General features: G+C 70.9%; 15 protein-coding genes. 6 read left to right on the top strand and 9 right to left on the bottom strand.

What is annotated here, in order from left to right; all coding sequences use genetic code 11:
- A partial coding sequence (locus tag SFY69_09810) for a filamentous hemagglutinin N-terminal domain-containing protein (GenBank protein ID MDX2132335.1) occupies window positions 1-3,353 on the bottom strand: 3,353 nt, incomplete at its 3' end.
- Window positions 3,354-3,447: 94 nt separating this feature from the next.
- Window positions 3,448-5,358 carry a ShlB/FhaC/HecB family hemolysin secretion/activation protein gene (locus SFY69_09805; protein ID MDX2132334.1) on the bottom strand — a complete coding sequence of 637 codons (1,911 nt, stop codon included), beginning with the start codon at window positions 5,356-5,358 and terminating at the stop codon, window positions 3,448-3,450.
- Window positions 5,359-5,527: 169 nt separating this feature from the next.
- Between SFY69_09805 and SFY69_09800 the strand changes: the two genes are divergently transcribed.
- From SFY69_09800 to SFY69_09790, 3 genes are all read left to right on the top strand, one after another.
- Window positions 5,528-5,785 carry a hypothetical protein gene (locus tag SFY69_09800; GenBank protein ID MDX2132333.1) on the top strand — a complete coding sequence of 86 codons (258 nt, stop codon included), beginning with the start codon at window positions 5,528-5,530 and terminating at the stop codon, window positions 5,783-5,785.
- Between the two features lie 186 nt (window positions 5,786-5,971).
- The gene (locus SFY69_09795) at window positions 5,972-6,643 is read left to right on the top strand and encodes a hypothetical protein (protein ID MDX2132332.1); all 672 of its coding nucleotides are present in this window, start codon (window positions 5,972-5,974) and stop codon (window positions 6,641-6,643) included.
- Window positions 6,644-6,688: 45 nt separating this feature from the next.
- Window positions 6,689-8,218, top strand: a complete 1,530-nt coding sequence (locus SFY69_09790) for an endonuclease/exonuclease/phosphatase family protein (GenBank protein ID MDX2132331.1) — start codon at window positions 6,689-6,691, stop codon at window positions 8,216-8,218.
- Between the two features lie 3 nt (window positions 8,219-8,221).
- Here the strand turns inward: SFY69_09790 and rnc are convergent, their stop codons facing one another.
- Window positions 8,222-8,947 (bottom strand): ribonuclease III, encoded by a 726-nt coding sequence (gene rnc, locus SFY69_09785; GenBank protein ID MDX2132330.1) that lies wholly within the window; start codon window positions 8,945-8,947, stop codon window positions 8,222-8,224.
- 191 nt (window positions 8,948-9,138) lie between these two features.
- Here rnc and rpmH point away from each other — a divergent pair, with 191 nt between their 5' ends.
- Both rpmH and SFY69_09775 read left to right on the top strand, forming a co-directional pair.
- Window positions 9,139-9,279, top strand: a complete 141-nt coding sequence (rpmH, locus tag SFY69_09780; protein MDX2132329.1) for a 50S ribosomal protein L34 — start codon at window positions 9,139-9,141, stop codon at window positions 9,277-9,279.
- 60 nt (window positions 9,280-9,339) lie between these two features.
- Window positions 9,340-10,170: a DUF1559 domain-containing protein gene (locus SFY69_09775; GenBank protein MDX2132328.1), complete on the top strand. Its 831-nt coding sequence runs from the start codon at window positions 9,340-9,342 to the stop codon at window positions 10,168-10,170.
- A gap of 156 nt (window positions 10,171-10,326) precedes the next feature.
- On the opposite strand, the gene SFY69_09770 is transcribed toward SFY69_09775, so the two are convergent.
- The 5 genes from SFY69_09770 to SFY69_09750 form a co-directional block, all read right to left on the bottom strand.
- Window positions 10,327-12,390, bottom strand: a complete 2,064-nt coding sequence (locus SFY69_09770; GenBank protein ID MDX2132327.1) for a M12 family metallo-peptidase — start codon at window positions 12,388-12,390, stop codon at window positions 10,327-10,329.
- Between the two features lie 147 nt (window positions 12,391-12,537).
- Window positions 12,538-13,101 (bottom strand): NADH-quinone oxidoreductase subunit B family protein, encoded by a 564-nt coding sequence (locus tag SFY69_09765; GenBank protein ID MDX2132326.1) that lies wholly within the window; start codon window positions 13,099-13,101, stop codon window positions 12,538-12,540.
- Window positions 13,102-13,159: 58 nt separating this feature from the next.
- Window positions 13,160-13,432, bottom strand: coding sequence for a hypothetical protein (locus tag SFY69_09760; protein ID MDX2132325.1), 273 nt, complete (start codon window positions 13,430-13,432; stop codon window positions 13,160-13,162).
- Window positions 13,429-15,120: a YhjD/YihY/BrkB family envelope integrity protein gene (locus SFY69_09755; protein ID MDX2132324.1), complete on the bottom strand. Its 1,692-nt coding sequence runs from the start codon at window positions 15,118-15,120 to the stop codon at window positions 13,429-13,431. The genes SFY69_09760 and SFY69_09755 overlap by 4 nt, the downstream gene beginning before the upstream one ends.
- Window positions 15,117-16,034 (bottom strand): pseudouridine synthase, encoded by a 918-nt coding sequence (locus SFY69_09750; protein MDX2132323.1) that lies wholly within the window; start codon window positions 16,032-16,034, stop codon window positions 15,117-15,119. Before SFY69_09750 ends, SFY69_09755 begins: the two co-directional genes overlap by 4 nt.
- Before the next feature lie 50 nt (window positions 16,035-16,084).
- Here SFY69_09750 and SFY69_09745 point away from each other — a divergent pair, with 50 nt between their 5' ends.
- Entirely contained in the window at window positions 16,085-17,011 is a 927-nt protein-coding gene (locus SFY69_09745) for a hypothetical protein (GenBank protein ID MDX2132322.1), read from the top strand.
- A 99-nt stretch (window positions 17,012-17,110) separates the two neighbouring features.
- Here the strand turns inward: SFY69_09745 and SFY69_09740 are convergent, their stop codons facing one another.
- Window positions 17,111-26,659: a hypothetical protein gene (locus SFY69_09740; GenBank protein ID MDX2132321.1), complete on the bottom strand. Its 9,549-nt coding sequence runs from the start codon at window positions 26,657-26,659 to the stop codon at window positions 17,111-17,113.
- Window positions 26,660-26,885 lie beyond the last annotated feature (226 nt).

The raw sequence follows: 26,885 nt of genomic DNA, 5'->3' as shown, positions 1-26,885 counted from the left end.
GGCGGCGGCGGCGGAGGCGGGGGCGCGGCCGGGCGCGTTCGCTGATCCAGCACCACCCCGCCACGCTGCAGCGCGTCCAGCGTCACGTCTTCCGGCGGCGTCTGCGTGAACTCCAGGTCGGCGAGCGACGCCGGTCCGACGCCGTCGATGTCAGAGAACGTCGGGTCCGGGCCGCTGCCCGCGAGCACGACGTTGCCCTCGATCACCAACTGCCCGCCGGCGACGAGGTCGAGCCCGCGGTCGGTGACGAACGAGCCGTCGGCCAGGAGCAGGTCCGACGCCTCGCGCCGGTTGAACCGGGTGGTCGTCGCGGTGATGGTCAGGTCGCCGACGGTCGTCATGTCGCCCAGCGAGGCGAGGTCGTCGACCTGCAGCGTGAGCGAGCCGAGCGTGGTGAACTTCTCGTGCTGGCTCATCGTGAAGTTCGCGGCCCGGATGCTGATCGAGCGCTCGCCGACGATGGTCGCGCGGTCGGGGATGTCGCGTCCCTTGGTGCCGAACGCCGTGCTGAGGAAGATCTCGGTCAGGGCCTCGCTGGCGCCGACGTCGCCGTTGAAGACGATGACGCCCGCGGGGGTGGTGAGCACCTCGAGCACGTGCGCACCGTCGAGGGTGGAGCCGAAGCGGATGGTGCCGGGCGTGGGGTCGTAGGTGCTCTCGAGGATGGCGAACGAGCCGAGCGTGACCGCGCCGTCGAAGCGCTGGTCGCCGCCCGTGCGGATCAGCCCGCCGTTGATCGCGCTCGTGCGCTGCACGAGGAGGTACTCGAGCGGGTGAGCCTGGCCGACCGGGGCGTCGAAGACGGCGTCGGCGAGGAGCGTGAGCCCGCCGGGGATGGGGCAGGGCGAGTCCCCGAGGTCGTCGCCGCAGTCGTGCCCGGGGTCTTCCGCCGCGTCGAGCGACGAGCGGAAGGTGATGGTCGTGCCGGTGAGGGTGCGGTCGTCGTTGACGACGACGGCGTCGTTGTACGTCTGGTGCGCGGTGGCGGTGACATCGGCCCGCAGCAGGACGGGGCCGAAGGTGTCGAGCGACACGAGGGTGAGCGGCGACGAGACGGTGGAGCCGGTCTCGCTGGCGAGCGTGAGGGCCGTGGCGTCGAGGCTGTTCGTGTTCGTGACGCTGACGCCCTGGTCGAACGATTCGACGCGGTAGGCCATGGCGTCGATGGGCGCGCCGAACTGCGCGAGGGCCGGGCGGTCAGATTCGAACACGGCGGCGTCCTGCGCGAACTCGAAGGCGTCGGGGCGTGTGGCGCCGCCCGAAGCCCCGCGGAAGATCGGGGTCGTGGTGAGCGCATCCACCCGGGCCGCGCCCAGGCCCGAGTTCGAGCCCGCGCGCAGCGCGATCGACGGCGCCCAGAGCTCGGGCACGGTGAGCACGCCCATGCCGGGCTCCAGGTGCATCTGGAAGGAGAGCGTGCCCGTGCCGCCGGTGGCGGCGTGAAGCTCGACGCGTTCGCCCGCGTGCACGAAGCCGGCGACGACGACGTTGCCCTCCGAGCGGATGCGCGCGACCGAGCCGATGTCGAGGTTGTCCTCGATGCGGACGTACTCGCTGGCGAAGGCGTCGAGCGAGCCGATGTTCTGGTAGCCGCTGACCCCGCCGTAGTCGCCCCCGATGACCAGGTGCCCGTCGGTGACGTTCAGCACGATGTTCGTGGCGCCGGGGTTCTCGATGATGCCGAACGGCCCGGCGCCGAACATCCGCGATTCGTCCTGCGTGATGGAGATGGTGCGCCCCGACGGCACGCCCGCGAGCGAAAAGCCGACGTTCCCCGTGGTCGCGACGAGGGCGATGTCGCCCGTGCTCGCGCGGAGCGTCGTGCCGAAGAGCATGTTCTCGGCGATGTGGCGCCCGGCCCGGAAATCAAGCGACGTCGCACGCACCTCGCGGCTGGCGAGGTTGAGCATCAGCGGATCGCCGAAGTTGATGTCGCGCCCCGCGAGCAGCGTGAGCCCGCCGTTGGCCTTGTTGATGTCCTCGAAGATCGTGATGTCGCGCGTTGCCTCGAGGCGCACGTCGCCCGCGAAGCCCTCGATCGCGCCGGGCGAGATCACCCAGTCGTCGGTGCCGCCCTCGGCGCCGAGCACCACGCCGTCGGCCACCTGCGCGTCCTGCGCGCCGGGCGTACGGATCAGGATGTCGCGCGGGTCGAGCAGGATGGTCGCGGGCGCGAAGCCCGGGGCGGCGTTGCCGACGATGTCGCCCAGGATGGCCAGGCGCTGGGCGCCGGAGACCTCGCCGGTGCCGCCGTCGCCCCCCCGCGCGCCGCCCGAGAGATCAACGCGGGCGCCGCGCTGCACGACGGTGTCGCCGTGGTACGCGTGGACGAGCACGCGCCCGCCGTCGGCGTGCCCGTCGCCACCCGAGGCCGAGACGACCGCGCCCGACGCCAGCGTGGTGCGCGAGGAACTGGTGACCTCGACCGCGCCGGCGCGCCCGGCGTCGGCGTCGGAGGCGATGCGCCCGCTCGTGGCGACCTGCGCGCCGGTGACGACGACCGTGCCCGCCTGCCCGCTGTGGACGCTGGTGTCGATCGTGCCGGTGTTCTCGATGCGCCCCGCGGGGGTCGCGGCGAGCACCGTGCCGCCCGACGCGCGAACGTGCCCCGTGTTGCGGAACGCGAGCGAGACGGCGTCGCCCGCGCCCAGGCTGGTGAGGCCCTGGCGCTTGCCCGGTCGGGCGGCGGCGTCGGACGAGGCGGTGACGTCCGCGCCGTCGATCCGGGCGCTGATGCGCCCGCCCGATTCGCGGACGGTGACGTCGCTGCCCACGAGCATCGCGACGACGCCCGCGTCGGCGACGATCGTGCCGGACTGCTCGATGCGCCGCCCGACGAGCGTGGCGGAGCCGACGTCCATCAGGCCCTCGGCGACGATCCCGCCCTGCACGTTCGAGACGCGGTCGACGCCCCGCAGGAAGTCGCGGTCGGTGATGGTGCCGGCGGCGGCGAAGATCCCGCCCGCGTTGACCACGCTGCCCGCGCCGAAGATGACGCCCGCGGGGTTCACGATGTACACGCGCCCGTTGGCGAGCAGCGTGCCGTCGATGCGCGTCGGCGCGGGGCCCTGGATGCGGTTGAGCACGCGCGAGGCGGCGTCGGGCTGGATGAACCGCACCGTCTCGTGCGGGGCGATGTCGAAGCTGCGATAGTTGATGATCGAGTTGCGCGGGGCGGTGATCGTCGTCAGCGCCCCCTCGCGCCGGATGGTGACGTTCCCGCGAACGACCTGGGCGCCCTCGGGCCCGGCGAGCGCGCCGGGCGTGGCGACGCCGAGCAGCGTGCCGGCAACGAGCGCGAGGGCCGTGCTCCGCCGAAGTACGCCGCCAGTTGCGCCGGGGGTGCCGCCCATGTGGAGGTCTCCTGTCTTGAAGCACTGTTCGAGCGCGGGCCAAGGCCTGTTGCCAGCAACGTACAGCGCGTGCCCGGCGCGTCCAGCGAACTGATCAATAGACGAGCGTGATGACGACGTGCAACTCGGCATGACCGGCGTCGACGACACGATCGCCCGAGGCGTCGTCGAGGCCGCGGAGGGCGAATCCCAGGTCCGCCCGGGCGTTGAAGCGGCGCGTGAGGGCCAACTCGACGCCGATGCCCGCCCCGACGAGCGTGTGATCGGACTCGAACGACTGCCGATCGGTGTTCACGATCCGTCCGGCGTCGAGGAACGCGCGGAAGATGAGGTCCCAATCCGTCGGCCCGTACGCGTACTGGGGGCGCCAGCGGAACGGGCGGGCGAAGAACGACCCGGGCTCGACGCTCGGGCCCAGCGCCCGCGGCAGGTGGAACCGGTACTCGGCCGTCCCGATGAGCCCGCTGTCGCCCGCGACCACCGCGTGCGGGTAGCCGCGGACGGTGTACAGGCCGCCGGCGACGATCTGCTCGTTGGGGATCAGGCGGCTGCCCAGCGCGTGCTGACCCTTGACCGAGAAGAACACCTCGTTGACTAGCCCCGCGCCGGCGTCGGCGGCGTCGCGGAAGTACGGGTCGAGGTAGAGCGCGTACGAGCCCTCGCCCCGCAGCACGACGAACGAATCGTCGGCGTCGAGGCGCCCCAGCGCGTCCAGGTCCTCCTCGGTGCCGGCGATGTCCGGCAGGTTGAAGTCCAGCCCGATCCGCGCGTCGAGCGACGATTGATCACGCCGGCGTTCCAGGCGCAGCGCGACCGACGGGAGCAGCAGGTCGGTGTCGCCCTCGACCGCGGCCAGTTCGTTCTCGACGCGCACGTGCTCGAACCGCGCGCCCGCGACCAGGTCCACGAAGAGGTCGCGCTCCTGAAGGAAGTTCCACGCGACCTCGGCGCCCGCGAACCACCCCTCGCCCCGGAAGTCGGCGTCCTGGATGCCCAGCTCGGACGCGACGTACTGGTACCACGAGCCGTGGATCTTCCAGCGGAGGCGGTCGCTGAACGAGAACGGGCGCTCGTACGAGGCGTGCAACGCGTGCACGTCGTCGAAGTTCGCGGTCTGGTAGTCGAGCGACAGGATGTCGTCGTGGTTGGTGAGGTTGTTGTGAACAAAGCCGAAGTGCTCGCGCCAGCCCGAGGTGCTCTCCGACCCCGTGTTCGACGCCTGGCCGAAGATCAGCCACGGGCGGTTCTCGGTGATGGTGTAATCAAGCGTGACGGCCCCGGGCACGTCGCCCGGGGCGGCGACGGTGACGTCCACACGGCGCCCCGGGTGCCGGTTCAGGCGGAACACGTAGTCCTCGAGCACGTCGCGGCGCAGCAGGTCCGAACGCGCGGTCGAGCCCGGCGCGTACGGCTGCACGGGCGAGTTGTCGCGGACGCGTTCGTGCAGCGGGTTGTTGATCGTCTCGTCCGGGTCCACGCGCTCGCCCACGCCGACGGAGCGCACCTCGACCACCATGCCGGTCGTGACCTGCAGCGTCAGGTGCGTCTGGTCTTCGGGGCGAAGGTCCACCACGCGCCCGTCCTGCACGCCGAACTGCGCGGGGTCGGGCGTTGCGTACACGCCCACGAAGCCCAACTCCCGCATGCGCTGTACCACCGCCGGGGCGAGCAGGGCCAGCCCCGCGTCGGTGAACCGGGCGGCCCCGGCCTCGTTGATCTCGCGCAGCGCCACCGCTCGCCCCGCGCCGGGCGCAAACCCGTCGGGCGTCTCCATCGCGACGAACGTCGCCCCGAGCAGCGATTCCACGCTCGGGTGCCCGGGGTTCTCGCGCGAGAACTCGATCCGTACCTGCGTGACGCGGTGGCTGCCGACGTGCGGCGATTCGACGCCCGGGGCCGTCTGCGCGCGAACCCGCCCCGGTGAAAAGACGAGCGCCAGCCCCGCCAACAGGCACGCCAGCCAGCAGCCCGCGCACGTCGGCATGGGTCGCGCCGCGATTCGCATTCACGTTCCTTTCGGTTCTCGGACCAGACTACCAGCGCCGGCCGGTCGCTCGCGCGCCCGCTCGAACCGTACTCGACATCTTGCCCATTTTCACTCCAGTCTCACACGGCGGGTCCCGATGTCTCCCGCCGAAACCCGTGTCCATGCGGGCTCGCAAGGGAGATCGTTCATGGCGAACTGGGGTCTTCGAACGGTGCGGACGGCGCTCGTGCTCGTGGCGGCGTGCGGTGTTGGCGGGTGCGCCCGATCGCGCCCGGCGGCGTCTCCCGCGGTCTTTCAGCCCGGCCCGCTCGTGACGCTCGGCGCGGGTGATTCCCTCGGCACGCGCATTTACCTGAACGACCTCATCATCGCGTCGCGGGCCATCGACCAGGACATCGTGATCACATCGGTGCCCGACCTCTCCTCGTTCTCACTGGTCGAGTAGAGACGCCCGCTGCGAGCGGCCCGGCGCGCTGGGCAACGTGTGCGGCGTGGGCGGGCCGAAATCTGCGCAAACCGGCGTCGCAGGGTTGACGGACCTGGCAGCGCGGTCATGTTTTCTTCGGCGGGGGGGCTCGGCCCCGCGCCCGCTGACCGCTCGCAGAGATCATCAAGACCAGGAGTTCCACCTGTGCGCACGCGCCCTTCGGACATCGTGACGGTCTCGCTCCTTCTTGCGTGCGGCGGGACGGCCTCGGCCTCGGTCATCGACTCCGCGGCGTACTTCACCTCGGTCCCGCACACGCGCATCACCTGGGAGGCCGACGGCGCCGGATCGCCCGTCGCGCTCATGCAGGGCGCGTCCCAGGTCATGCCGACCAACGCCTACTCGACGCTCGGGCTGATGTTCGAAACGCAGGTCCGCTGGATCAACGACGGGACGGGCGCGTTCGACGCGGCCCAGGCGACCGGTGGCGGGTCACCCGCCAACGCCATCCCGTCCTCGCTCGTGAACACGTTCGCCTTCACGTTTACGGTGCCGGTCCGGTCGTTCGGATTCTGGCTGGCGAACAACCGCGGCGCCGACCCCGCGGGTCCCACGATCCAGGCCTTCGACGCCCAGGGGCAGTTGATCGAGAGCGTGCAGTTCGGCGGGAGCCTGGTCGACGGGTCGATCACGGTCGGGCAGACGACCGCGGACTACGGCTTCATGGGCATCGAGTCGCAGGCGGACATTGCGCGCGTCGTCGTGACCAAGCAGGCGGCGATCTTCGACGACCTGTACTTCTCTGTCGTGCCCGCGCCGGCGAGTGCGGGCGTGCTCGCGCTGGGCCTGCTGGCGGCGGGGCGTCGCCGGCGCTGAGCGCGCGACTTGCCCCGGCCGACGAGAGCCGCGATAGTTGCCGGCATGAACACACGGCTCAAGACGTGGCGCGGGCTGTCGGTCGCGCTGGTGGGGGTGCTGCTCGCGGCCGGCTGCCAGACGGCCCAACCGGTGGCCGAGGCGCCGACGCTCCGAACGCACGGGGTGATTCTCGACGGCGACATCTCGGAGTGGCCCTCCGAGGTGGCGGCGTTCGCGGACGAGCACTACCTCTACGTGCGGTTCACCGTGGAGGGCCAGCAGTTCTCGCTCCAGTCGGCGCCGAACAGCGTGGTGGTCTCGATCGACGCGGACGCGAGCCCCTCGACCGGACGCGTGGACGCGGAAGGCCCGCTCGCGGGCATGGGCGTCGACGCGGAGATCGAGTTTTCGCCGCGGCGCCCGGACGGGTCGGCCGGGCGGGGCGTCGCGGTGTGGACGGTGCACGCCGACGGGCGGCGTGAGAGCGTGGCGCCGGGCGCGACGGACGTCGTCGTGGCGCCGACGTACGCCTCGAGCTGGTACGAACTGCGCATCTCGCGCACGCCGGACGTGCCGATGTACCCGGCGTCGGCCGGGCTTGCCGGCACGGGGCTGGCGCGCGTCGCCGTGTGCCTGCGCGCGCCCGACGGGCGGGTAACGGCGTGGGCCGACCCGTGCGAGGCGGCCATCGAGGACGTGTGCGCGGGGGGCAAGCGCCTTTCGAGCCTGTCCCCGCCCACCGCGCCGCGCAACGGCGTGCGGGTGGTGTCGTGGAACGTCGAGCGGAGCGCCCCGGCCTCGAACCCGGAGCCCTTCGGACGCATCCTGCGGGCGCTGAGCCCGGACGTCGTGCTCATCCAGGAGTGGGACCAGGGGGACGAGGCCTCGGTGCGGGCGTGGCTGGAGGCGGCCGGGTTCCCGGGGTGGACGGTGCACAAGGCTCCGGGAGATCTCGGAGAAGGCGGCGGGGTGCTGGTGGCGTCGCGGTTCCCGCTCGAGCGCGTGCCCGGGCCGCTGCGGATGAATGACGGCGAGCGCGACTCGACGGTGCGCGTCGCGGCGGCGATCGTGCGCACGCCGCTGGGCGACATGCTCGCGTCGTCGATGCACCTGAAGTGCTGCGGATACAAGGACAGTCGCGAAGACCGGCAGCGCATGGCCGAGGCGCGGGCGATCAACGAGTTCCTGCGCGGGCAGGTGCGCACGCGGACGGGCGGGGATCGCGCGTCCGAGAGCGAGGGGCGGCTGGTGGGCCCGCGCGTTATCGGCGGGGACATCAATCTGGTGGGCTCGCGTCCGCCTCTGGACTTGCTGCGATCGGGGCTGGACGTAGACGGCACGGACCTGGACGTCGCGGACGCGCGGGTGCTGGGGGATCGCACGTACACGACCTGGCGCGACCCCGGGACGCCCTTCCCGCCCGGACGCCTGGACTTCCTGATGTACAGCGACTCGGCGTGCGAGAGTGTGTCGTTCGTGTTCGACAGCGCACGCCTGACCGACGCCGCGTTGGAGCCCCTGGGCGTGCGCCGCGACGACTCGGCCGCGAGCGACCACCTGCCGGTGGTGCTCGACCTGACGCCCGTGCGGTAGGGATCAGTTCGAGGGGATGACGACCACCAGCCCGCCCTCGGCGGTCTCGCTGACGAAGCCCAGGTCGCGCAGGGCGACGAGTGCGGCGGACTGTTCGGCCTTTTTCTTGGTCGACCCCCAGCACGGCTCGAAGCAGCGCCCGCCGATCTCGGCGCGCACCTTGAAGCACTTGGCGTGGTCCGGGCCCTGCTCGTCGAGCACCCGGTAGTTCGGCGCCCAGCCGAAGTGCTGCTGGGCGTACTGCTGCAACACGCTCTTGAAGTTCTCCTGGTGCCCGCTCAGGGCCGTCCGCTCGATGATCGGCTCGATCAGCGGCCTCAGGAACTCGTTCGTTCGCTCCCAGCCGGCGTCGAGGTACAGGGCGCCGAGGATGGACTCGAGCGCGCAGGCGGCGAGGGAGGGGGGCAGGGCGGCGGACTGCATTCCCTTGCCCAGGATGAGCAGGTCCTCGATGCCCAGGTCGCGGGCCAGTTGGGCGCACGTGTCGCGCGAGACCACCGACGACTTGATCTTGGTCATCTCGCCTTCGCGGAGGTTCGGGAACCGGCGGTAGACCGCCTCGCAGACGAACATTCCCAGGACGGCGTCGCCCAGGAACTCCAGGCGTTCGTTGCTGGCCAGGCCGTTCTCGGCGGTGGAGGTATGGGTAAGCGCGCGTTCGAGGAGTGAGGGGTCGCGGAAGCGGTGCCCAAGGATGAACTCGGCCTGTTGACGCCGCTCCGCGTCCATTCGTGCACACACCCCCGCTTGGAGCCGAACCGGCTGCAACCGACAGTTTAGTGAGAACGCCCCGAGGATGCACGCCGAGCCGACGCGGGTGCGGAGGTGGGGGGTCCGGGCTCGACTGGGGCAGGGTGGGGGTCTATCATTGCGGCCCGGCGGGCGACGGTTGCAGCCGGGCAGATTCCCAGGAAGGCGCCATGCACTATCCGCACCGCACAAGCCGCATCAAGCGCAAGCGTTCGCTCGGGTTCCGGGCGCGCATGAAGACCACGAACGGGCGGAAGATGATCAACCGCAAGCGTCGGGTGGGTCGGTCGCTGAACGTGGCCGACAAGTAGCCCTCCGAACTAGGGCCGAACACAGTAGACAGCCGGGCGCGTTGGGGGTAAGTTATCCCCATGCGACCTCCCGGGGCAGGCACGTCGCGCGCGTTCACCCTCATCGAACTGCTGGTGGTGATCGCGATCATCGCGCTGCTGATCGGCATCCTGCTGCCGGCGTTGGGGAAGGCCCGGGCCGCGGGGCGGGCGACCGTCTGCCTGTCGAATCAGCGGCAGATCGGCGTGGCGTTGGGGCTGTACGCCGAGTCGTACAAGGAGATGACGCCGCGCGAGGCCGGGGTGAGCGAGTCGCTCAACCCGGGCGGTGCACCGCATGTCCCGGCGTGGTACGTCAGCCGTACGAATCGGGCGCCGTACAACATCTCGTGGGCGTTCAATCTCCGACCGTTCTTGGATTCGCGCGCGGTCTCGAGCCAGAGCAACGCGGGACTGAGCGATCAGTACGTGAACTGCTTCGCGTACCGTGATCCGTCGCGTCCGAAGGACCCGCACAACATTCACTATGTGAACAACGGGCTGCGCTTCCGGCTCTCGGCCGGGCAGCCGACGGCCACGAACGAGTCCAAGCCGCCGACGCCGATGTTCCGGTACGTTCGCCCGTCGAAGACCGCGTATCTGACGTGCTTCACCGACGACCCTAACGGCCTGCGCTGGGGGAACAACTACGCGGCGGGCAACTCTGAGCTGACGATCTCGATCTTCTACGACATGTGGCGGATCAGCAGTGTGAACGGGAGCGGGCCGAACACCCCGACCGAAGCGCAGCGCATCGCGCCCAAGCGCCATGTGACCGGAGCCAACGTGCTCTTCCTCGACACGCACGCGCAGATCATCAGCGCGAGCGACGTGGTCGTGCCCGCGCTGTGGGACGATGGCGACTACCGGTAGCGTGCGGGGCCGCGTACAACGCGCGGCGAGGCAGGCCCGCAGGAACCGAGCCGGGGTGAGGCGGCCCTCGCGGGCGCGTTCGGAGAAGAACCCTCGCTCGCGTTTCGGGCTCGTAGCGCGTCGGGCTCGCAGAACGGCCAGATCAACGAGACCGAATCACCGGCAGGGTGCCCCGGCGATGCGCTGGGCGAGGGTCAGGATGTCATCCTGATCAACGTTGCCGTCGGTGTTGATGTCGGCGTCGCCCACGCACAGGCAGCTCGGGTCGCCCGCGACGGCCTGCGCCAGGCACGCGAGGTCGTCCTGGTCGGCGTTGCCGTCGCAGTCGACGTCGACGGTGCAGCGGCGGATCTCCAGCGGCCCGGAGTAGGCGCGGTACACGTTGCCCTGCGGCTCCAGGCGGATGCGGGCGTTCGTCGAGTACGCCTCCGGGATGACCACCGACGCGACCCCGATGTTGGGCCGGCCACCCGCCAGCACGATGGGGTATGTCGCGCCCCCGTCCAGGGACAGACGTGCCGTCACCGTCAGCGTGCTGATCGGCGGCGCTGTCGTGCCGCCGACGTCCCACCGGATCGTGGCGGGCCCCGGGTACAGCACGGTGTTGGGGGCGGGCTCGGTCACCACGAACGGGGCGGCGTTGACGACCTGGATCGAGATGACGCCCGACGTCGTCACCGCCCCCGCCCCCGGGTGGTTGTCGCGCACGGCGACGCGGAACCGGCGCGTGCCCGCCACGCTCGGCAACTGCTCGCCCCGCGAGGGCTCACCCGCGAGGACGCGTGCAAGTGCGGGGAAGTGGCGTGTGCCGGTCGGCGCGGGCTGGAAGACGCGGAACAGCGGCGAGAGCCCGTTGTCGGGATCGTCGAGCGTCTGCGGGGGCCCGAGGTCGAACTGCTCCCATGAGTACGTGAGCGTGTCGCCGTTCGGGTCCGAGGCGCTGGCCGTCAGCTCGAAGGGCGTCAGCCGGGGTATCGCAAGACTCGACGCGGGCGGCAGCCCCGTGATCGTCGGCGCGGCGTTGCCCGTGTCCACCGTTCCAGCACACGCGCCTCCTCCGCCGGTCCCCAGGAAGGTGACCATCTCGCCGATGCTGCCGAGATGGAACATGAGATCGCGGTTGATCAGGATGTTGTCGCCCGGGGGCACGTTGCCGATGGGGCAACTGCCGGCGTAGCTCATGATGGTGGTGCCCGAGCCGGGCTCCCACGCGGCGCTCGACGCGCGGTTGCCGGCGCAGAAGCCGACGGTGCCGTTGAAGGTGTGGTTCGCGCCGAGCTGGTGCCCGATCTCGTGCATGACCACTTCGCCGGAGAGCGGATCGTCGTCGGCGGTGCGCGGCGTGCCGGAGATGCCGCCGGCTTTGTTGGCCGTGCACGCGGCCCGGAGGTACGCGACCCCGCCCGGGATGCGGGTCACGAGGTGCCCGAGGTCAAAGTTGGCGTCGCCGATACGGGCGCGGAGTGTGTCGACGTTCGCGCCGAGGTTGTTGCCGCTCGACGTGCCGTCGTACGGGTCGGTGGCGGGGTCGAGGAACACGAGCACGTCGTTGTTGGGTACGAGCAGGAAGCGCACGCGCATATCGCGCTCGAAGACGGCGTTCGTGCGGTTCGTGATGGTGACGATCGCGGCGAGGGCGTCGGGGACGTTCGCGGGGCGCCCCTGGCGTTCGCTGTGAAAGACCGCGAACTCGCCGGTGCAGGCCATCGCGAAGCGGTAGGTGCGCAGCGGCAGCGGGCCGCGCTCGGTGTATGTGCCGGGCTCGACGGGCAGCGGCGCGCCGTGCTCGGGCCCGACCGCGCAGTCGATGACGCCGGCGACATCGGCCCAGCGGCGCGAGACCACGCGCGCGGGGTCGCCCGGGACGGCGGAGATGACGGTGTCTTCGCCGGGCGCCAGGAGCAGGGCGTGCAGCCCGTTGTGCGAGAGGTCAACGCGGCCGACCATCGCCGGGTTGTCGACACCCCGGACGGCGAAGGTGCGGATCTGCGGGTACCTCGCCGCGAGGTCGGCGTGCATGACGGGCGAGTCCCACGCTTCGACGCGCGTCTGGCCGCCGTCGGGCAGGGGTAGGGTGATGACGGCGCCCGGGCCCGAGAACTCGGGGGGTGCGGCGGCGAGGGCCGCAAGGAGGTTGGCGTCCAGGGGTGTGTCGGGCTGCGCGCGGGCGGGCGAGAGCAGGACGCACAGCAGCAGGACGCAGGACACGACGATCCGCATGGGGAACCCTCCCGCGGGAAGGCTACCGGAGCGTGGGGGTGTCGTCCAGCCTGAAGAGGAAAGTCGATAGCACGAACGCGCGTGCGGCTGGATGCAATGAGCGCACATTCAAGGCGAGCGACGTTGTGATGTTGTAGCGAGCGGCCCTCAGCGGGCGAGGGTGACGCCGACGGGCTGGGGGCGCGGGATGTGGGTCGGCTGCAGGACCAGGCCCAGCGGCACGCGCTTGCCGCCCGGGGGCGGGATGCCTTCCTGGTCGATGTGGCGCTGGATGGCCATGACGCCCTCGATGAGCTGTTCCGGGCGCGGGGGGCAGCCGGGGACGTAGACGTCGACGGGGATGAACTGGTCGCAGCCCTGGACGACGGCGTAGGTGTCGAACACGCCGCCCGTGCTGGCGCAGGCGCCCATGGAGATGACCCACTTGGGCTCGGGCATCTGCTCGTAGATGCGCTGGAGGACGGGGAGCATCTTGATGGCGATGCGACCGGCGACGATGAGCAGGTCGGCCTGGCGGGGGCTGAAGCGCATGACCTCGGCGCCGAAGCGGGCGAGGTCGTAGCGCGAGCAGGCGGTGGCCATGAGCTCGATGCCGCAGCACGCGGTGGCGAAGGGCATGGGCCAGAGGCTGCTGCGGCGCGCCCAGTTGATGACGTGGCGCATCTGGGTGGTGACGAACCCGTCGACAGGCAAGGCGGCTTCGAGGCCCATGCAAACTCCCGTGTCGCGCCGTGAGAGGCCCGACACCAACTATACGCGTGCCGCCGTGCTACTTCGGGGCGGGGACGGTCGCGGGCGCGACGGTGCGGGGCGTGGAGACCGAGCCGGAGCCGGCGTCGCCCGTCCAACGCGTTGTGGATTTCTTGGGGGGCGGTGCGGTGAGGGAATCCACCCAGCGGTCGGCGGCGGTCTCGGAGCGGTAGGGCTTCTGCACGCTGACGCCCGAGGCGCCGATGCCGCGGGTGGAGACGGTGCGCGAGTAGCAGCCGCCGGCGGCGAGCGTGCTGAGCAGGGCGGCGACAAGGATCGTGCGGCGGGTCACGCAGGGCTCGCTTGGGGTGTTGCGGGAACGGGACGCCGGGCGTCGGGTTCTTCGGGCTCGGGCGGCGGCGGGATCAGATCGGCGATGGTCTTGCCCGCCAAGACATCGTACCGGGCCCGGTCGACGAGTTCGGGGACGGGACCTCGGGGCAGGTGGGGATCCTGCGAGCCGACCAGGGCGTCGCCCAGACCCAGAACGTCGGTCGCGAGGATCTTCTCGGGCGGGCGGGAGAGCGCGTAGCACGCGAGGCTGTCGGCCCCGCTCGCGACGCGATGCACCAGCCCGGCCTGCTCGAGCTTCTCGAGCATCTGCCCCACGGCCTGCTCGTCGATGCCCGTGCGCTCGGCGACGTGGTTGTGATCGGTGGACTGGCCCTGGCGGAAGCGCTCGGCGATCGACGACATGACGACGACCACGCCCGCGGGATCGACGAACCGGGCGCGTCCGGCGGTGTGGTCCTCGATGAGGCCCAGCGTGGCGAGCACGGAGCGCGTGAGCCCGCGCGCGGTCGCCTGGCGGTACGTCTGCATCGAGTACGCCAGTTGCAGCCCGAGCAGCACGATCAGCCACGACGCGTAGACCCAGATGAGGAACAGCGGGAGGATGGCGACGGCGCCGTAGAGGTTCGCGTAGTTGGTGCCCGGGCCGGGGCGGGTGGCGAACTCCACGTACCAGGTGAAGCCGAACTTGCCCAGTTCCCACAGGCACCCCGCGACGAGCGCACCCAGGAAGGCGGGGGCCGCCTGCACGCGCGTGTTCGGCACGGTCGTGTAGATGACTACCAGCAGGACGGTGCTCACGCCCGAGGCGAACAGGAAGCGCAGCACGCTGAGGATCGTGCTCTTGACGGTCTCGCCCCCGATCTCCGCGAGCGATTCGGCGGAACTCGAGAGGTAATGGGTGATGGTGAAGCTCGCGATGAGCAGCACGGGCCCCAGCGTGAGCAGCGTCCAGTACTGGACAATGCGGCGGATCCAGCTTCGCCCCTCGGGCGCGCGGTAGATGTCGTTGAAAGCCTGCTCGATCTCCACCAGCATCGAGACGGCCGCGTAGATCAGCGTGCAGATCGCGATCAGCCCGATCATGTTGAACGGGAGCTGCTTGATCTTCCCGGCGATGTCGACGGCCTTGGCGTTGATCCACTCGTCGAGCGCGGGGGGCGGGTCGACGACCACCTGCGCGGTGCCGCCATCGCCCTGGATGGTGCTGGCGGTGGAATCGGCCGGGAGCGACTGCACGACGCGATCCACGGAATCATCCGGCGGCGGGGCTGGCTCGGTGCTGCCGGCGCCCGGGCCTTCGAAGTGCGGGGGTTCGCGCGTGCCGGGCGGCGAGGCCGGGATGTCGATGCGGATGCGATCGAGCCCGGCGTAGACGAGCATCTGCCGGATGACGGACTGCTGGGTGTTCTGGCTGGTGAACGCGGCGAGGGCGACGGCGACGACGACGATGACGGGGATGAGCCCGAACATCGTGCGGTACGAGAGCGCGCCGGCCATGCGCGTGAGGTGCGATCGTCGGATGCCGACGAGCACCAGGTGCACCATGTGGAAGAGGGAGCGGAAGAGCCCGGCGGGGACGGCTTCGGAACGTGCCGCGACGCCCGAATCCAGCGGCAGTCCCCCCAGCACACGCTGGATCGTGTGGACCGGACGCGGGCGGGAGTTCCTGAACTTGGGGTGCTTCATGACGGGCGACGTGCGGAAGGCCGTGCAGGGTTTCGAGCGGGAGGACGCGCGGGAGGACGTGCCGGGGCGTTCGCCGCGGGCGGCGCTTTCTTCTTCGGCGAACCCCGGGTGGTTCTTGCCGGGAACGCGGCGTCACGCAGCGCGCGGACCTCGTCGCGGGTGAGTTCGCGCCAGCGTCCGACGGCCAAGCCCGAGAGGCGCAGCGGTCCGATGCCCACGCGGGTGAGCTTCTTGACGGGCATCCCCAGGTGCTTGAGGACGTCGCGGAGCTGGCGGTTGCGGGCTTCGCGGAGGGTGACTTCCAGCGTGGTGCGTCCGGGTTCGCGCTTCACGATGCGCACCTCCGGCGCCTCCGACGCGCGGCGTGCCACTCCCCGGTCGGCGTCGTCGCGCCGGGCGGCGAGCACCGCCTTGTGGCGGATGGCGTCGACGGCGGATTCATCCACGGGCCCCCGCACCACGACGTGGTAGGTCTTCGCCATGCCGTACCGCGGGTGGGTGAGGCGGTTGGCGAGTTCGCCGTCGTTCATCAGCAGCACGAGGCCGGTGGAATCGAAGTCGAGGCGTCCGACGGGGAAGAGGCGTTCCCCGGATGGGTGGTCGACGATGCTGGTGACGGTGGGGCGCCCGGAGGCGTCCTCGTCGGCGACGAGGGTCCGTTCGGGCTTGTGCACCATGATGCACAGGCGCCGGTGCGAGACGCGGACGGGGCGTCCGTCGACCTCGATGCGGTCGTTGTCCGGGTCGACGAAGGCGGGCAGACGGCGCACGACGACGCCGTTGACGCGGACGTGCCCCTGCTCGATGAGTTCTTCGCAGGCCCGGCGGGCGGCGACGCCCGCATCGGCCAGCACGCGTTGGAGGCGGACGCCGGGCGGAGCGGGCGACTTCGCGGTCGTCGCGGAGCGTGCCATGGGGGGAGCGTATGCGGGCGGGCGTGGGCCGCGGCGGGTATGCTGGGCCCATGACCGATGCGCGCAGCACGGACCACCCGCGCGAGCCGGCGCCGCGCGGCCCGCACCCGGCGGACCCCGGCGCGTCGTCCCTCGAGTCGACGATCGAGCGGGTCTTCCTGACGCCCCGCGTGGTCGACGAGCGCGCGTTCGAGGACTACGCGGCGTCGCTGCGTGCGCTGCTGCGCGAATCGCACGCGCGCGAGGACGCGCTGCGCCGCGCGGGGGTCGAGGTCAAGGGAATCGCCGAGCATCTCGCGCAGGCCTCGTCGTCGCTGCGTGAGCAGTTGAGCGCGCGCCCCGCGGGCGCGACGGAGGAACTGCGCACGCTCGTCCGGGTGGAAGTCGAGCGGGCGCTGGCGCGTGGGGGGGCGGGCGCGGGTGAACCGCGCGGCGGCGGGCCGGACGGGCACGAGGACCTGCCCGCGCGTCTCGGCGAGGCGATCGAGCGGGCGGCGTCGGAGGCGGTCGTGCGCGTCACGGCGCTCGCGCGTCAGGTGGAAGCCAGCGCGGCGGCGGCGGGGGAGGCCGAGGCCCGCGTCCGCACGCTCCTCCGCACGCTGGACGAGCGTGCGGGCGAGGTGTCACGCGCCGTGGACGCCTCGTGCTCGGGCGCGGCGGAGTCGGCGGCGCACCTCGATCGAGAGTCGCGCGGCGCGGCGGCGACGCTGGGCGCCTCGCTGGCGGAGTTCGAGCGCCGGGCGCAGACGCTGAGCACGGGCCTGGAGGCGGCGCTGGTGGATTTCGAGCGCCGGGCGGCGCGGGCGCGCGAGGCGCCCGAGGCCGAGGATGCGACGGCGCTCGCGGCCCGCGTGGACGATGCACGCCGCGTGGGCGAGGCGCTGGCGGCGTTGGTCTCCCGCGCGGAGCAGGTGGGGCGGGCGCTGCACGCGCTGACGCGCGGTGGCGAGCGTGGCGCGGACGGCGCGGGCGCGTAGACGCGTCGGGCCGCTCGGGATTGGGAGCACCATGAAACGAAAAACCCCGGGGCGCGGGCCCCGGGGGTCGTGTGGTGTCGCGTGCGGTCGAGGCCGGGATCAGCCGGGCGAGATGACGTTGTCGAGGAGCGAGCGGGCGTTCTGCTGGCCGAGGAAGAAGTCGCTGCGCTGCACGCCGTCGAAGGGCGTGGAGAGCGAGCGGTCGAAGTTGGGGATGGTGAAGGTGCGTCCGATGCCGGGCTGGAGGTCCGGGGAGTTGGCGGCGAAGGGATCGAAGACGACGGTGCCCAGGGCGTTGTTGTCGGCGATGCGCAGGCCGACGAGTTCGCCGACGCGGCGAGCGACGGCGCCGGTGAGGGACTGGACGAACCTGTCCATGTCGACCTGGCCGGGGGTGAAGCCGAGGAGCGCGAAGGAGGGGACGAAGACGACGCCCTCGTCCTCGACGTCGGCGTTGAAGGGGTCGCTGTGCTCGCTGAAGCCGTAGGGCTGGGTGTTGAAGAACTGCTGCGAGAGGAAGTTGAAGTTGAAGGCGACGTTGGGGTCGAAGAGCGGGACGATGGGATCGACGGTGGAGGAGAGGTAGATGGTGGAGAACTGCTCGCCCTCGAAGTCGGCGGGGTTGGTGGAGAAGCGGACGTCGAGCCCGCCGCCGGGGGCGTTGTCGAAGAGCGAGTTGAGGGCGGAGGTGAGCTGGGCCAGGATGTAGGAGCGGACGTCCTGCCCGTTGGAGGCGGCGCCGTTGAAGCCGAGCGCGCCGGGGTTGAAGGGGGCGATGGTGGTGAGGGTGTTGGCGACCTGGAGCCAGTCGATCTGCCCGCCGTCGGTCTCGATGAACACGTTCTGGCGGGTGGTGAGGTTCTGGCCGGTGCCGCCCTGGACGACGGTGATGGTGTAGTCGGTGTTGTAGACGCCCTGGAGGTAGACGGCGAAGGAGCCGGCGGCGCCGGGGAAGTCGGCGCGGTCGGGGACGATGAAGTCGATGTAGAAGTCGCCGGCGCTGTTGAAGCCGTAGCGGGTGGAGCCGTTGTCGGCGATGACGGTGTTGGGCGTGCCGCCGGTGGGGGTGAAGTCGGTGGGGCTGAAGACGAGGACGCCGTCGTCGATGCCCTGCGCGGAGGAAATGTCGAAGAGGCCGAACTGCACGGCGCCGCGGTTGTCGACGAAGATGCGCTGCTCGCCGCGATCGCCGGAGACGGGCTGGGCGCTGCCGAGGTCGGCGCCGAGTTCGGTCAGGCCGACGGTGATGATCATGCGGGTGCCCGGGGCGATGGGCTGGGCGTTGTTGAGCTTGAAGATGTCGACGTCGGAGGCGACCTCGCCGGGGACGCCGGCGTGCCCTGTGGGCCCGATGGCGCTGCGGACGGAGGTGGTGATGGTGCCGTCGCTGGAGCGGGTGGTGGTGATGCCGGTGTTGTCGGAGCCGACGACGAGATCGTCGGCGGTGTCGGGCGCGCCGTCGGTGCCGCGGTCGAGGGTGAAGGTGAAGGCGCCGACGACGATCTCGGCGGAGTCATCGGGCGTGCCGAACACGCGGTCGGCGCCGGCGAAGGCGATGGCCGCGGGCGGGTAGACGACCGGGGCGCCGTCGCCGGCGCTGGTGGGCGCGTTGAAGCCGGTGTCGCCGTCGTCGAAGATGGTGATGGTGAAGTTGTAATCGCCCACGCCGCCCGGCGGGATCGGGTTGTTGGGGATGGTCTGGGTGTCGGCGGCGGTGTCGGCGTTGCCGACGGCGATGACGTAGGTGCCGGTGACGAGGATGAGGTAGGCGGAGGGGAAGGTCACGTCGAAGGCGGAGCCCTGCGGCACGGGCAGCGACGTGGCGAAGGCGTTGTCGGTGATGAGGCCGAGCGGGTTGCCGGAGGGGTCGAAGACGGAGAGGCCGGCGAGTTCGGCCGGGCCGCCGAGCCCGGTGAGGCGGAGGATCTGCCCGGCCTGGAGCGTGATGGCGAAGAGGTCGACATCGCTGCCGAAGTTGAAGTAGGTGTTCTGCGAGTCGGGGTGATCGCCGATGGACCCGCGGATGACGAAGGGGATGTTGATGTCGGGCAGGCCGTCGGCGGTGTCGTTGCGGTCGAGGATCAGGTCGAGGTTGATGGGGGCGTAGAAGTCGACGCGGTTGGCGGTGTTGTTGTTGGCGAAGGCGGTCCCGGCGGTGAACTTGTCGCCGGCGTCGCCGATGATGGCGTCGCCGGAGAAGTCCTCGCCCGCGAGGGTGAACCCGTCGCCGTTGCCGTCGATGGACTGGTTGCTGAGGCGGGCGCGGAAGAGGTCCTGGTCAACGATGAAGCGGTAGATGCCCGGGCCGGGGCGGCCGGAGACCTGCGGGATGTTGGCATTGGTGACGCTGGTGCTGAAGGCGACGACCGCGGCGTTGCGCTCGGCGTCGTACGAGACGGAGTAGTCCGTGCCGGGCACGAGACGCAGGAGAATCTCGCCGGTGCCGCGAACCTCGTAGATGCTGAGCGAGTTCCCCAGGCTCGAGGCGTCGATGGGCTGGTTGAAGATGATGTCGGCGTACCAGACCCCGGCGTCGACGCGCGGGACGATGTCGGCGACCTGCACGGGCGCGGGCGGGAGGCCGAGCGACTCGGTCGCGAAGTTGCCCGCGCTGCCCGAGAAGGTGCTGCCCCCGATCGTGACCGTGCCGATCGTGCCCGACGAGGCGATGCGGTACGTCTCGCTGAAGCGGCTGGAGCCGACCTGGTTGCCTCGGATCACGACGCTGGTGATCGCGGAGCGGCCCGGGGCGATGGTGTCGTCGGTGGTGCCGAAGTACCCGTCCGCGCCGCGGTTGTAGCCCGCGGTGATGCTGGACTCGCGGAAGTTGCCCCCGATGGTGACCGTGCCGATGGAGCCGGTGGAGAGGGCGTCGGCGGCGAGGCCGGTGCCCCCGAAGACCGAGTCGGTGCCGAGGTTCAGCCCCGCCGAGAAGGACGTCGCGAACGCGTCGCCCGTGATGGCGACGGTGGTCAGGGCGTCGCCGGCGGAGACGAACGAGCGGCTGATGGACGGGGCCGAGAAGGTGCCCAGGTTAGCCCCGACGCTGATGTTGGAACGCTCGACCACGCCCGAGACGGTGATGCTCGGCACGTCGCGTTCGACGTGGATGTTCGCGCGGGCCGCGCCGGTGATGGTGATCGCCGACGCCGACCGCACGCGGAGCGACGCCTCGCCGGTGACGAGCGAGGAGGCGGCCCCGAAGTCGCCGTTGATACGGACGGTCTGCACGCCCCGTGCCGCGACGAACCCGCCGGTGAGGGAGGCGAACGTGAGGGTTCCGGCGTCGGCGCCGATGGAGATCGTGCCCGTGCCGGCGTAGGCGCCCAGCGTGAGGGTGCCGAGCGTGCCGTCGACGGTGATGTCGCTGTCGCCCGTGAGAGTGGCGTTGACGGTGACGGTGCCGAGCGAGGCGTCGTCGTTGGTGGTGATGTCGAAGTTGGCGATGGAGCCGGTGCTGGAGTTGACGGTGACGTTCGTCCCGGAGGTGGAGTTGCGGAGCGTGAGGCGCCCGGTGCCGGTGTCGAAGAAGGCCTGGCCGGGCCCGGAGACGGCGATGGTGACGCTGGCGCCGGCGTAGTCGAAGGAGCGCGAGCCGGAGAAGGCGGTGCCGGGCGTGCCGGCGCCGTTGTCGAGGTCGGGGTTGAGGCTGGGGAGGTTTGTGCCGCCCCGGATGAGGCGGGCGTCGTTCGCGACGCTGGAAGAGAGGGCGTCGCCGAAGGCGGAGACGTTTGCGCCGACGTTGGTCAGGGCGAGGGCGCCGATGGACGAGAGGCCCAGCGCCTGGCGGTCGTCGGCGGTGTTGTACAGCCCGTCGACGCCCGGGGCGATGCCGGCCGAGAAGGAGGTGTTGCTGGTGGTGCCCGAGACGGCGACGCGGACGATGGAGCCGTCGGTGATGATGTCGGCGTTCGCGCCGGTGCCGCCGGGGCGGGCGTCGTTGCCGAGCGAGGCAACGCCGGCGATGAAGGCGGCGTTGGAGACGTCGCCGCTGACGGTGACGGCGTCGATGGAGTCGCGCGCCATGAAGAAGTTGCCGGCGCCGGTCGTGAAGGCGTCGTTGGCGACCGAACCGCCGATGGTGATGGTGCGGATCGAGCGGCCCGCGCGGAAGGTGGTCTCGAAGACCGACCCGCCGGTGACGGCGACGTTGACGATGTTGAAGCCCGCGGAGATGACCGGGCCCTGCACCGCCGCGCTGGGCGCGAGGCCCGCGGGGAGCTGGTTGCGACGGCTGTCGTAGAACGCGAGCGACGACGAGGCGGGGTTCACGCCGATGTCGCCGAAGACGCCGTCCGTGCCGGCCGAGACGCGCAGCGAGGTGATGTCGTAGTCCGCGTGGACGCTGCCGAAGAGGGTGCCGTTGGTGATGATGACGGAGGCGATGCTGCCGTCGAAGGCGGCGATGCGCCGCCCGGGGAGCAGCGACCCGTTGGTGATCGAGACGGAGGCGATGCCGCCGGAGTAGCTGATGATGTCGCCGCCGAAGTCGCCGGTGACGGTGACGCCGGCGACGGAGCCGGCGGCGATGACCGACCCGCGTCCGACGAGGTCCTGGCCGGGCTTGTTCGTGGCGCCGCCGACGGTGATCGTGCCGAGGATGGAGCCGGAGACACGGATGTCGGCGTAGAGCTGCCCGTTGGGCGCGGCGGCGGACTGCAGGTTCCCGCGCACCAGGATCACGCCCGGGCGGTCGCGCAGCCCGATGTGCCGTCCGGCGACGATGGAGGTGAGGCCGCCCGAGATGTCGGCGGAGAGCGCGACGTCGCGGCTGGCGGAGAGCGTGCCGACGTTGCCCAGGGGCGTGGTGGTCTGCAGGTCGATCGCGAGATCGCCGTTGGAGACCGTGACGGTGGTGATGGGCCCGCTGGCGCGGAGCGAGCCGGTGAAGCCGAGGGCCGCGGTGATGGAGCCGATCGAGCCGGACGGGCCGGTGATCTCGATCTCGGCGTTGCCGATGGCCCCGCCGACGGTGAGCGTGGAGATGCGTCCGGAGACGCTGAGCGTGCTGGACTGGAGGTTGCGGCCGATGGTGATGGTCGGGACGGCGCCGGTGTTGATGTCGGACCCGCGGAGGTCGTTGGTGACGGAGAGGAGGCGGATCTCGTTGTCGACGTCGATGCTCGAGCGGTTGATGTTGACGGCGGTGATGGACTGGGTGACGGACCCGATGATGTCGATGACGAGGTCGCTGATGTCCTCGGTCGCGGTGAGGCTCTCGATGTCGCGGGCGCCGAGGATGATGTTCTGCCGGACCTCGTCCTGCTCGCCCGTGAGGGTGCTGTTGCGGAACCCGCGTGCCGAGACGCGTCCGATGCGGTCGGTCGCGGAGATCTCGGAGGCGTCGAAGTAGCCGGTGGTGCTGAACTCGACGAGCTCGCGCGCCCGGATCGTCGACGCGTAGAAGTCCGTGTTCATCACATCGATGCGCTGGATGTCGCCGGTGGAGAGGTTCTCCTCGCCGAAGTTGAAGGAACTCCAGAACCCGTCGAGGTTCTGGGCGGCGATGAAGGCGTTCTCGATGCGCCCGCCCATGATGCGGAACGTGACGATCCCGTCCTGCTCGATGCCGATGATGTCGGGGTCGTTGATGTTGCCGGCGATGATGGGCGCGCTGATGGTGACGCCGCCGGCGCGCTCCGAGATGATCTCGAAGATGTCGTCGCGGGTGAAGATGCCGGCGGTGGCGAAGGGCCCGCTGGTGACGTTGATGATGCCGTCGCCCAGGTTCATGCGCCCGATGTCGTTGGCGAAGATGGACCCGAAGATCCCGTCGAAGCGCCCGAAGGCGGTGGTCAGATCGGCGTTGACGTTGAGGAGGGTGAGGAGCCCGTCGTCGGCGGCGAGGATGACGTCGCCGACACCCCCGTCGACGCGGATCTCCTGAACGCTGCCGCCGCGGACGACGGCGCCGTTGAGCCAGCCGTCGATGGGCGAGCCGATGTCGTCGAGGTAGGCGTTGCCGCCGGTGAAGAGATCGTCGAAGACGGGGCGGAAGATCTCCCCGTTCCAGTCGAAGTCGTAGAGCGGGGTGCCGTCCCCGCCGCCGGCGTTCTCGCCGCCGACGCCGAGCGCGCCGCGCACGGCGGTCACGCTGCCCGACGCCAGCCCGAGCCACGGGGCGTAGTTGATGGGACCCCACGTGGGCCACTGGGTGCGACCCAGGTCGCCGGCGAGGTCGATGAAGTTCAGGCCGCCGACGTCGATGGAGACGATGTCGCCGCCCGGGGTGCGATTGGTGATGGCGTTGAGCGCGCCCGCGGCGCCGCCGCCGCCGCCACCGCCGCCGCCGGCGATGGTCTCGATGCGGTAGACGTCGACCTCGGTGGTGCCGGTGATCTCGATGTTCGAGGCGCCGTCGCTGCCGGTGACGATGATGCGCCCGATGCTGACCAGGCCCCCGCCCGTGCCGCCCCCGCCGCCGCCGGACTGGGTGGGCTGGACGCGGAGGATTCGTCCGCCGGAGAGATCGACGGTGATCTGGCCGATGGCGACGCCCTGCGAGCCGTCGATGGGGAGGACGCGGACGGTGCCGACCTGGACCTCGGGGGGTGCGCCCTCGACGGAGATGGTGACGCGTGCGCCGCTGTCGTCGACGATCTCGAGCGGGCGGTCGCCGACGATGGGCAGCAGGATGTTGACGCTGGCCTGGAGGTCGAGGCGCGGGAAGTCGACGAAGCGGACGTCCGAGCCCGGGCCGGTGACGAAGGGAACACCCTCGCTGCCGAGGTAGATGCCCGAGCGCCCGTCGGCGTCGGTGTAGGCGTCCTGGCTGACGAGGAACGCGCCCACGACCGAGCCGGGCGAGGTGTTGACGGAGAGCGCGTCGCCGCCGACGTGGAAGCCGACGCGGAAGAAGCCGATGTCGCCCCTGCCGCCGGCGGTGCCGGTGCGGACGCTGACGCTGTTGACGCCGATGCGGGCGCGCGGGTCGGTCTCGTCCTGGTCCATGCCGATCCCGCCGCGGATGTCGATGCTGCCGATGCGGCGCCCGACGGCGAGGTCGAAGAAGTTGACATCGCCCTCGTTGACGCCGCGGCCCACGGCGGCGGACTGCCCGGTGTAGAGCGAGCCCAGGTCGCCGCCGATGCGGAAGGTGACGGTGGCGAAGGCGGTGCCGTTGGCCGAGCCGATGTCCGAGCCGGTGGTGATGTTGAAGAGCGAGCCCGGGACGGTGTGGGTCCCGCCGATGAAGCTCATGACGTCGTCGGCGGAGGACACGGTGTTGATGGTGTCGGTGGGGTCCTGCTCCTCCCCGTCGGGGCCGGCGTAGCCGGTGCCGATGCGGATGGAGCCGACGTTGCCGGCGAGCACGTTGACGGAGTTGCCCTCGCCGCTGCCGAAGTCGGTGAAGCCCGAGCCGGCGCCGGTGCGGTACGCGCCCAGCGTGGTCGTGGCCATGCCGGTGACGGTGATGGTGTAGGCGGAGTTGCCCACGCCGGTGTCGTTGGCCTGCGGGTCGGAGACGACCAGGTAGTACGCGCCGGGCGCCGTCGGGCGCCAACGCAGCACGGACGCCGTGAACCGTCCCGATGTGATCGGCAGTTCCGGCGCGGCGAGGGTTCGCCCGTCCTGATCCACGATGCGGAAGTAGGGCGAGGTGGCGGCCAGGCCGTTGGCGCCCTCGATGACGATGTCCTGCGTGCCGTCGACCGCGAACCCGTAGACGTCGGCCGCGTCCTCGCCGTTGAGCGGGTCCTGGCCCGAGAGTTCGCCCTGGATGCGCACGCCCGAGGAGATCGAGCCGATCCACTCGCTGGTGAGCTGCGAGTCGTTGCGGAAGGTGCTGAGCCCGAAGATGGTGTACTGGTCGAAGGGGCGGAAGAGATCGGTGGGGTTGCGCGTGCCCAGGAGGGTGTTCGCGCCGAGGTGGTCGATGATGAGGTCGCGGACCTCGACCGTGGTGGTGATGCCCTCGATCCACTCGCGCTCGTAGTAGGTGAACACGTCGCGCGCCGGGCGCGAGATCGGGTTGTTGATGTCGCCGATGACGGTGATATCGGCCAGCCCGCGGCCGGCCGCCGCGATCGTCCCGGCGGTGCGCCCGACGATGACCTGCGAGCCGGTCTTGTTGTTCTGATCGACCGTTTCGCCGGGCGTCGGGGTGAAGTCGGGGTCGGGCGACCACTGCCCGAGATCGGAGCCGACGTAGAGCGAGCCGAGGTCGCCCTCGACGGTGAGCGAACCGACGAGATACCCGATGTTGATCTTGTCGGCGCTGCCGGCGATACGCGACGCGCCGTGCACGATGCCATGGATCGAGATGCTGCCGATCGACCCGTTCTCGACGAAGATGCCCTGCGTGGCCTCGTTGAACCCGGTGGTGACGGGGGTCGCGGCGGCGGGGGTGTACGGGCTGGCGCCGGGGGCGCGGCTGCGGACGAAGGGCGAGCCGATGACCAGCGAGCCCGGCCCGGGGGGCAGGCCCGTCACGGTGACGTTCCCGTTCTGGACGCGGAAGGCATAGCCGAAGCCGGCCGCCTCGAAATCGTCGTAGATTCCCTGGATGTCGTCGGTGATGGTGAAGGCGAACTGGCCGTCGAAGTCGTACGCGTCGTCGGGGCGCTCGGTCGCGGACTGGATCTCGCCGCCCCACATCGTGACGGTCGTGCGCGCGTCGCTGTTCAGGACGCGGATGCGTCCGATGCCGACGTTGAAGTTGGGGATGCCGTTGCCGTCGGGATCAACGAAGGGGAGGGTTCCGCCCTGCGGAACGCCCAGCCCGAGCGTGGCGCGCATGTCCGTGCCGTAGAGGTCCTCAACCACGACCTGCGTGCCGACGGGCCCGGAGATCGCGATGGTGGCGCCGAAGATCGAGTCGGCGATAACCTGGACGTTGTTCGCCGCGGGGATCGTGAACGTCACGGGGTCGATGCGGAAGGCGGGGTTGCCGCCCACGGCGGTGATGACCTCGAAGCGCACCGTGTCGAAGCCGGCGGTGCCCTGCGGGGTGACGAAGGTGTACTCGCCCACGCCCAGCGCCGGGTTCGCGCCGGTGATGAGCGCCTGCAGGGCCGCGCCCTGGAAGGTCGCGATCACCTGGTTGTTGCTGATGAGCGTGGCGCGGAAGTTGGCGGGCAAGAGGCCCGTGTTGTCCGTCGGCCCGTCGGGAACGACCTCGATGGTCGCCTGCGTCGCCTGGATGCGGAAGGCGGGGTTCTCCGAGTCGTTCCAGAGTTCGAAGGCGAAGAACTCGCCGACGTTGTTCGGCGCGGCCCGCAGCCAGCGGTCCTGGGCGTCGGTCCCGCCGGGCTGGATCGCGAAGTCCGACGCGGGCGCGATGCCGTGCAGCGCGCGGATGCCGGAATCGAGGAAGAACTGCCCGCTGGGGACGGCGCCGGCGTTCTCGTCGTCGAAGGGCTCGGCGCGCGTGGTCGGCTGCTGCGTCTGGGGCTCGGCGTTCGTGGCCAGGTGCGGGAGCACGTACCCGAACGACTGCGACGCGTACCCGATGCCCGTCGCGGGGTCCACGTTGTCCGCGGTGATCGTGAGCGAGAACAGCAGCTCACGGCGCTCGAGCTGTTCGGCGCTGATGCGCTCGCTCAGACCCGCCGCCGACGCCAGCCGTCCCGCCAGTCGCGAGAGCACGCTCGGGCGGGTGGTCTGACGTGAGCGTTCCGAACGATCCACGCGGATGGTGCGATCCATGGCGACTCCTGCTCGTTGTCCGGCCTGCCGGACTTCCTTCCCTGATCTCACCGATGCACACACGCGCCTCGCGGCACCTTGGGGTCCCGTGCTCGGCTTGCGTGCGCCCCGGCGCCCCGACGCTCGCGCGTCAGGCGCCGCTGTTCCCGGCGCCTCGCGACGCCGCGGAACCCGCCCCTCGGGGCTTCGCGCCCGCGGGGCGTCTTACCCCGCCGGACCTGCACAT

This window comes from Planctomycetota bacterium, from assembly GCA_033763975.1.
In the GTDB taxonomy this organism is placed as follows: Bacteria; Planctomycetota; Phycisphaerae; order Phycisphaerales; family UBA1924; genus RI-211.
The sequence above is the reverse complement of the archived record's forward strand: the minus strand, read 5'-3'. Positions and strand labels throughout refer to the sequence as shown.

Excerpts from the sequence above, each read along its gene's own strand:
- SFY69_09750 (MDX2132323.1), bottom strand. The coding sequence starts at position 16,034 with ATGGCACGCTCCGCGACGACCGCGAAGTCGCCCGCTCCGCCCGGCGTC.
- SFY69_09790 (MDX2132331.1), top strand. The coding sequence starts at position 6,689 with ATGAACACACGGCTCAAGACGTGGCGCGGGCTGTCGGTCGCGCTGGTG.
- SFY69_09805 (MDX2132334.1), bottom strand. The coding sequence starts at position 5,358 with ATGCGAATCGCGGCGCGACCCATGCCGACGTGCGCGGGCTGCTGGCTG.
- SFY69_09775 (MDX2132328.1), top strand. The coding sequence starts at position 9,340 with ATGCGACCTCCCGGGGCAGGCACGTCGCGCGCGTTCACCCTCATCGAA.
- rnc (MDX2132330.1), bottom strand. The coding sequence starts at position 8,947 with ATGGACGCGGAGCGGCGTCAACAGGCCGAGTTCATCCTTGGGCACCGC.
- SFY69_09755 (MDX2132324.1), bottom strand. The coding sequence starts at position 15,120 with ATGAAGCACCCCAAGTTCAGGAACTCCCGCCCGCGTCCGGTCCACACG.
- SFY69_09740 (MDX2132321.1), bottom strand. The coding sequence starts at position 26,659 with ATGGATCGCACCATCCGCGTGGATCGTTCGGAACGCTCACGTCAGACC.
- SFY69_09745 (MDX2132322.1), top strand. The coding sequence starts at position 16,085 with ATGACCGATGCGCGCAGCACGGACCACCCGCGCGAGCCGGCGCCGCGC.
- SFY69_09770 (MDX2132327.1), bottom strand. The coding sequence starts at position 12,390 with ATGCGGATCGTCGTGTCCTGCGTCCTGCTGCTGTGCGTCCTGCTCTCG.
- SFY69_09800 (MDX2132333.1), top strand. The coding sequence starts at position 5,528 with ATGGCGAACTGGGGTCTTCGAACGGTGCGGACGGCGCTCGTGCTCGTG.
- rpmH (MDX2132329.1), top strand. The coding sequence starts at position 9,139 with ATGCACTATCCGCACCGCACAAGCCGCATCAAGCGCAAGCGTTCGCTC.
- SFY69_09765 (MDX2132326.1), bottom strand. The coding sequence starts at position 13,101 with ATGGGCCTCGAAGCCGCCTTGCCTGTCGACGGGTTCGTCACCACCCAG.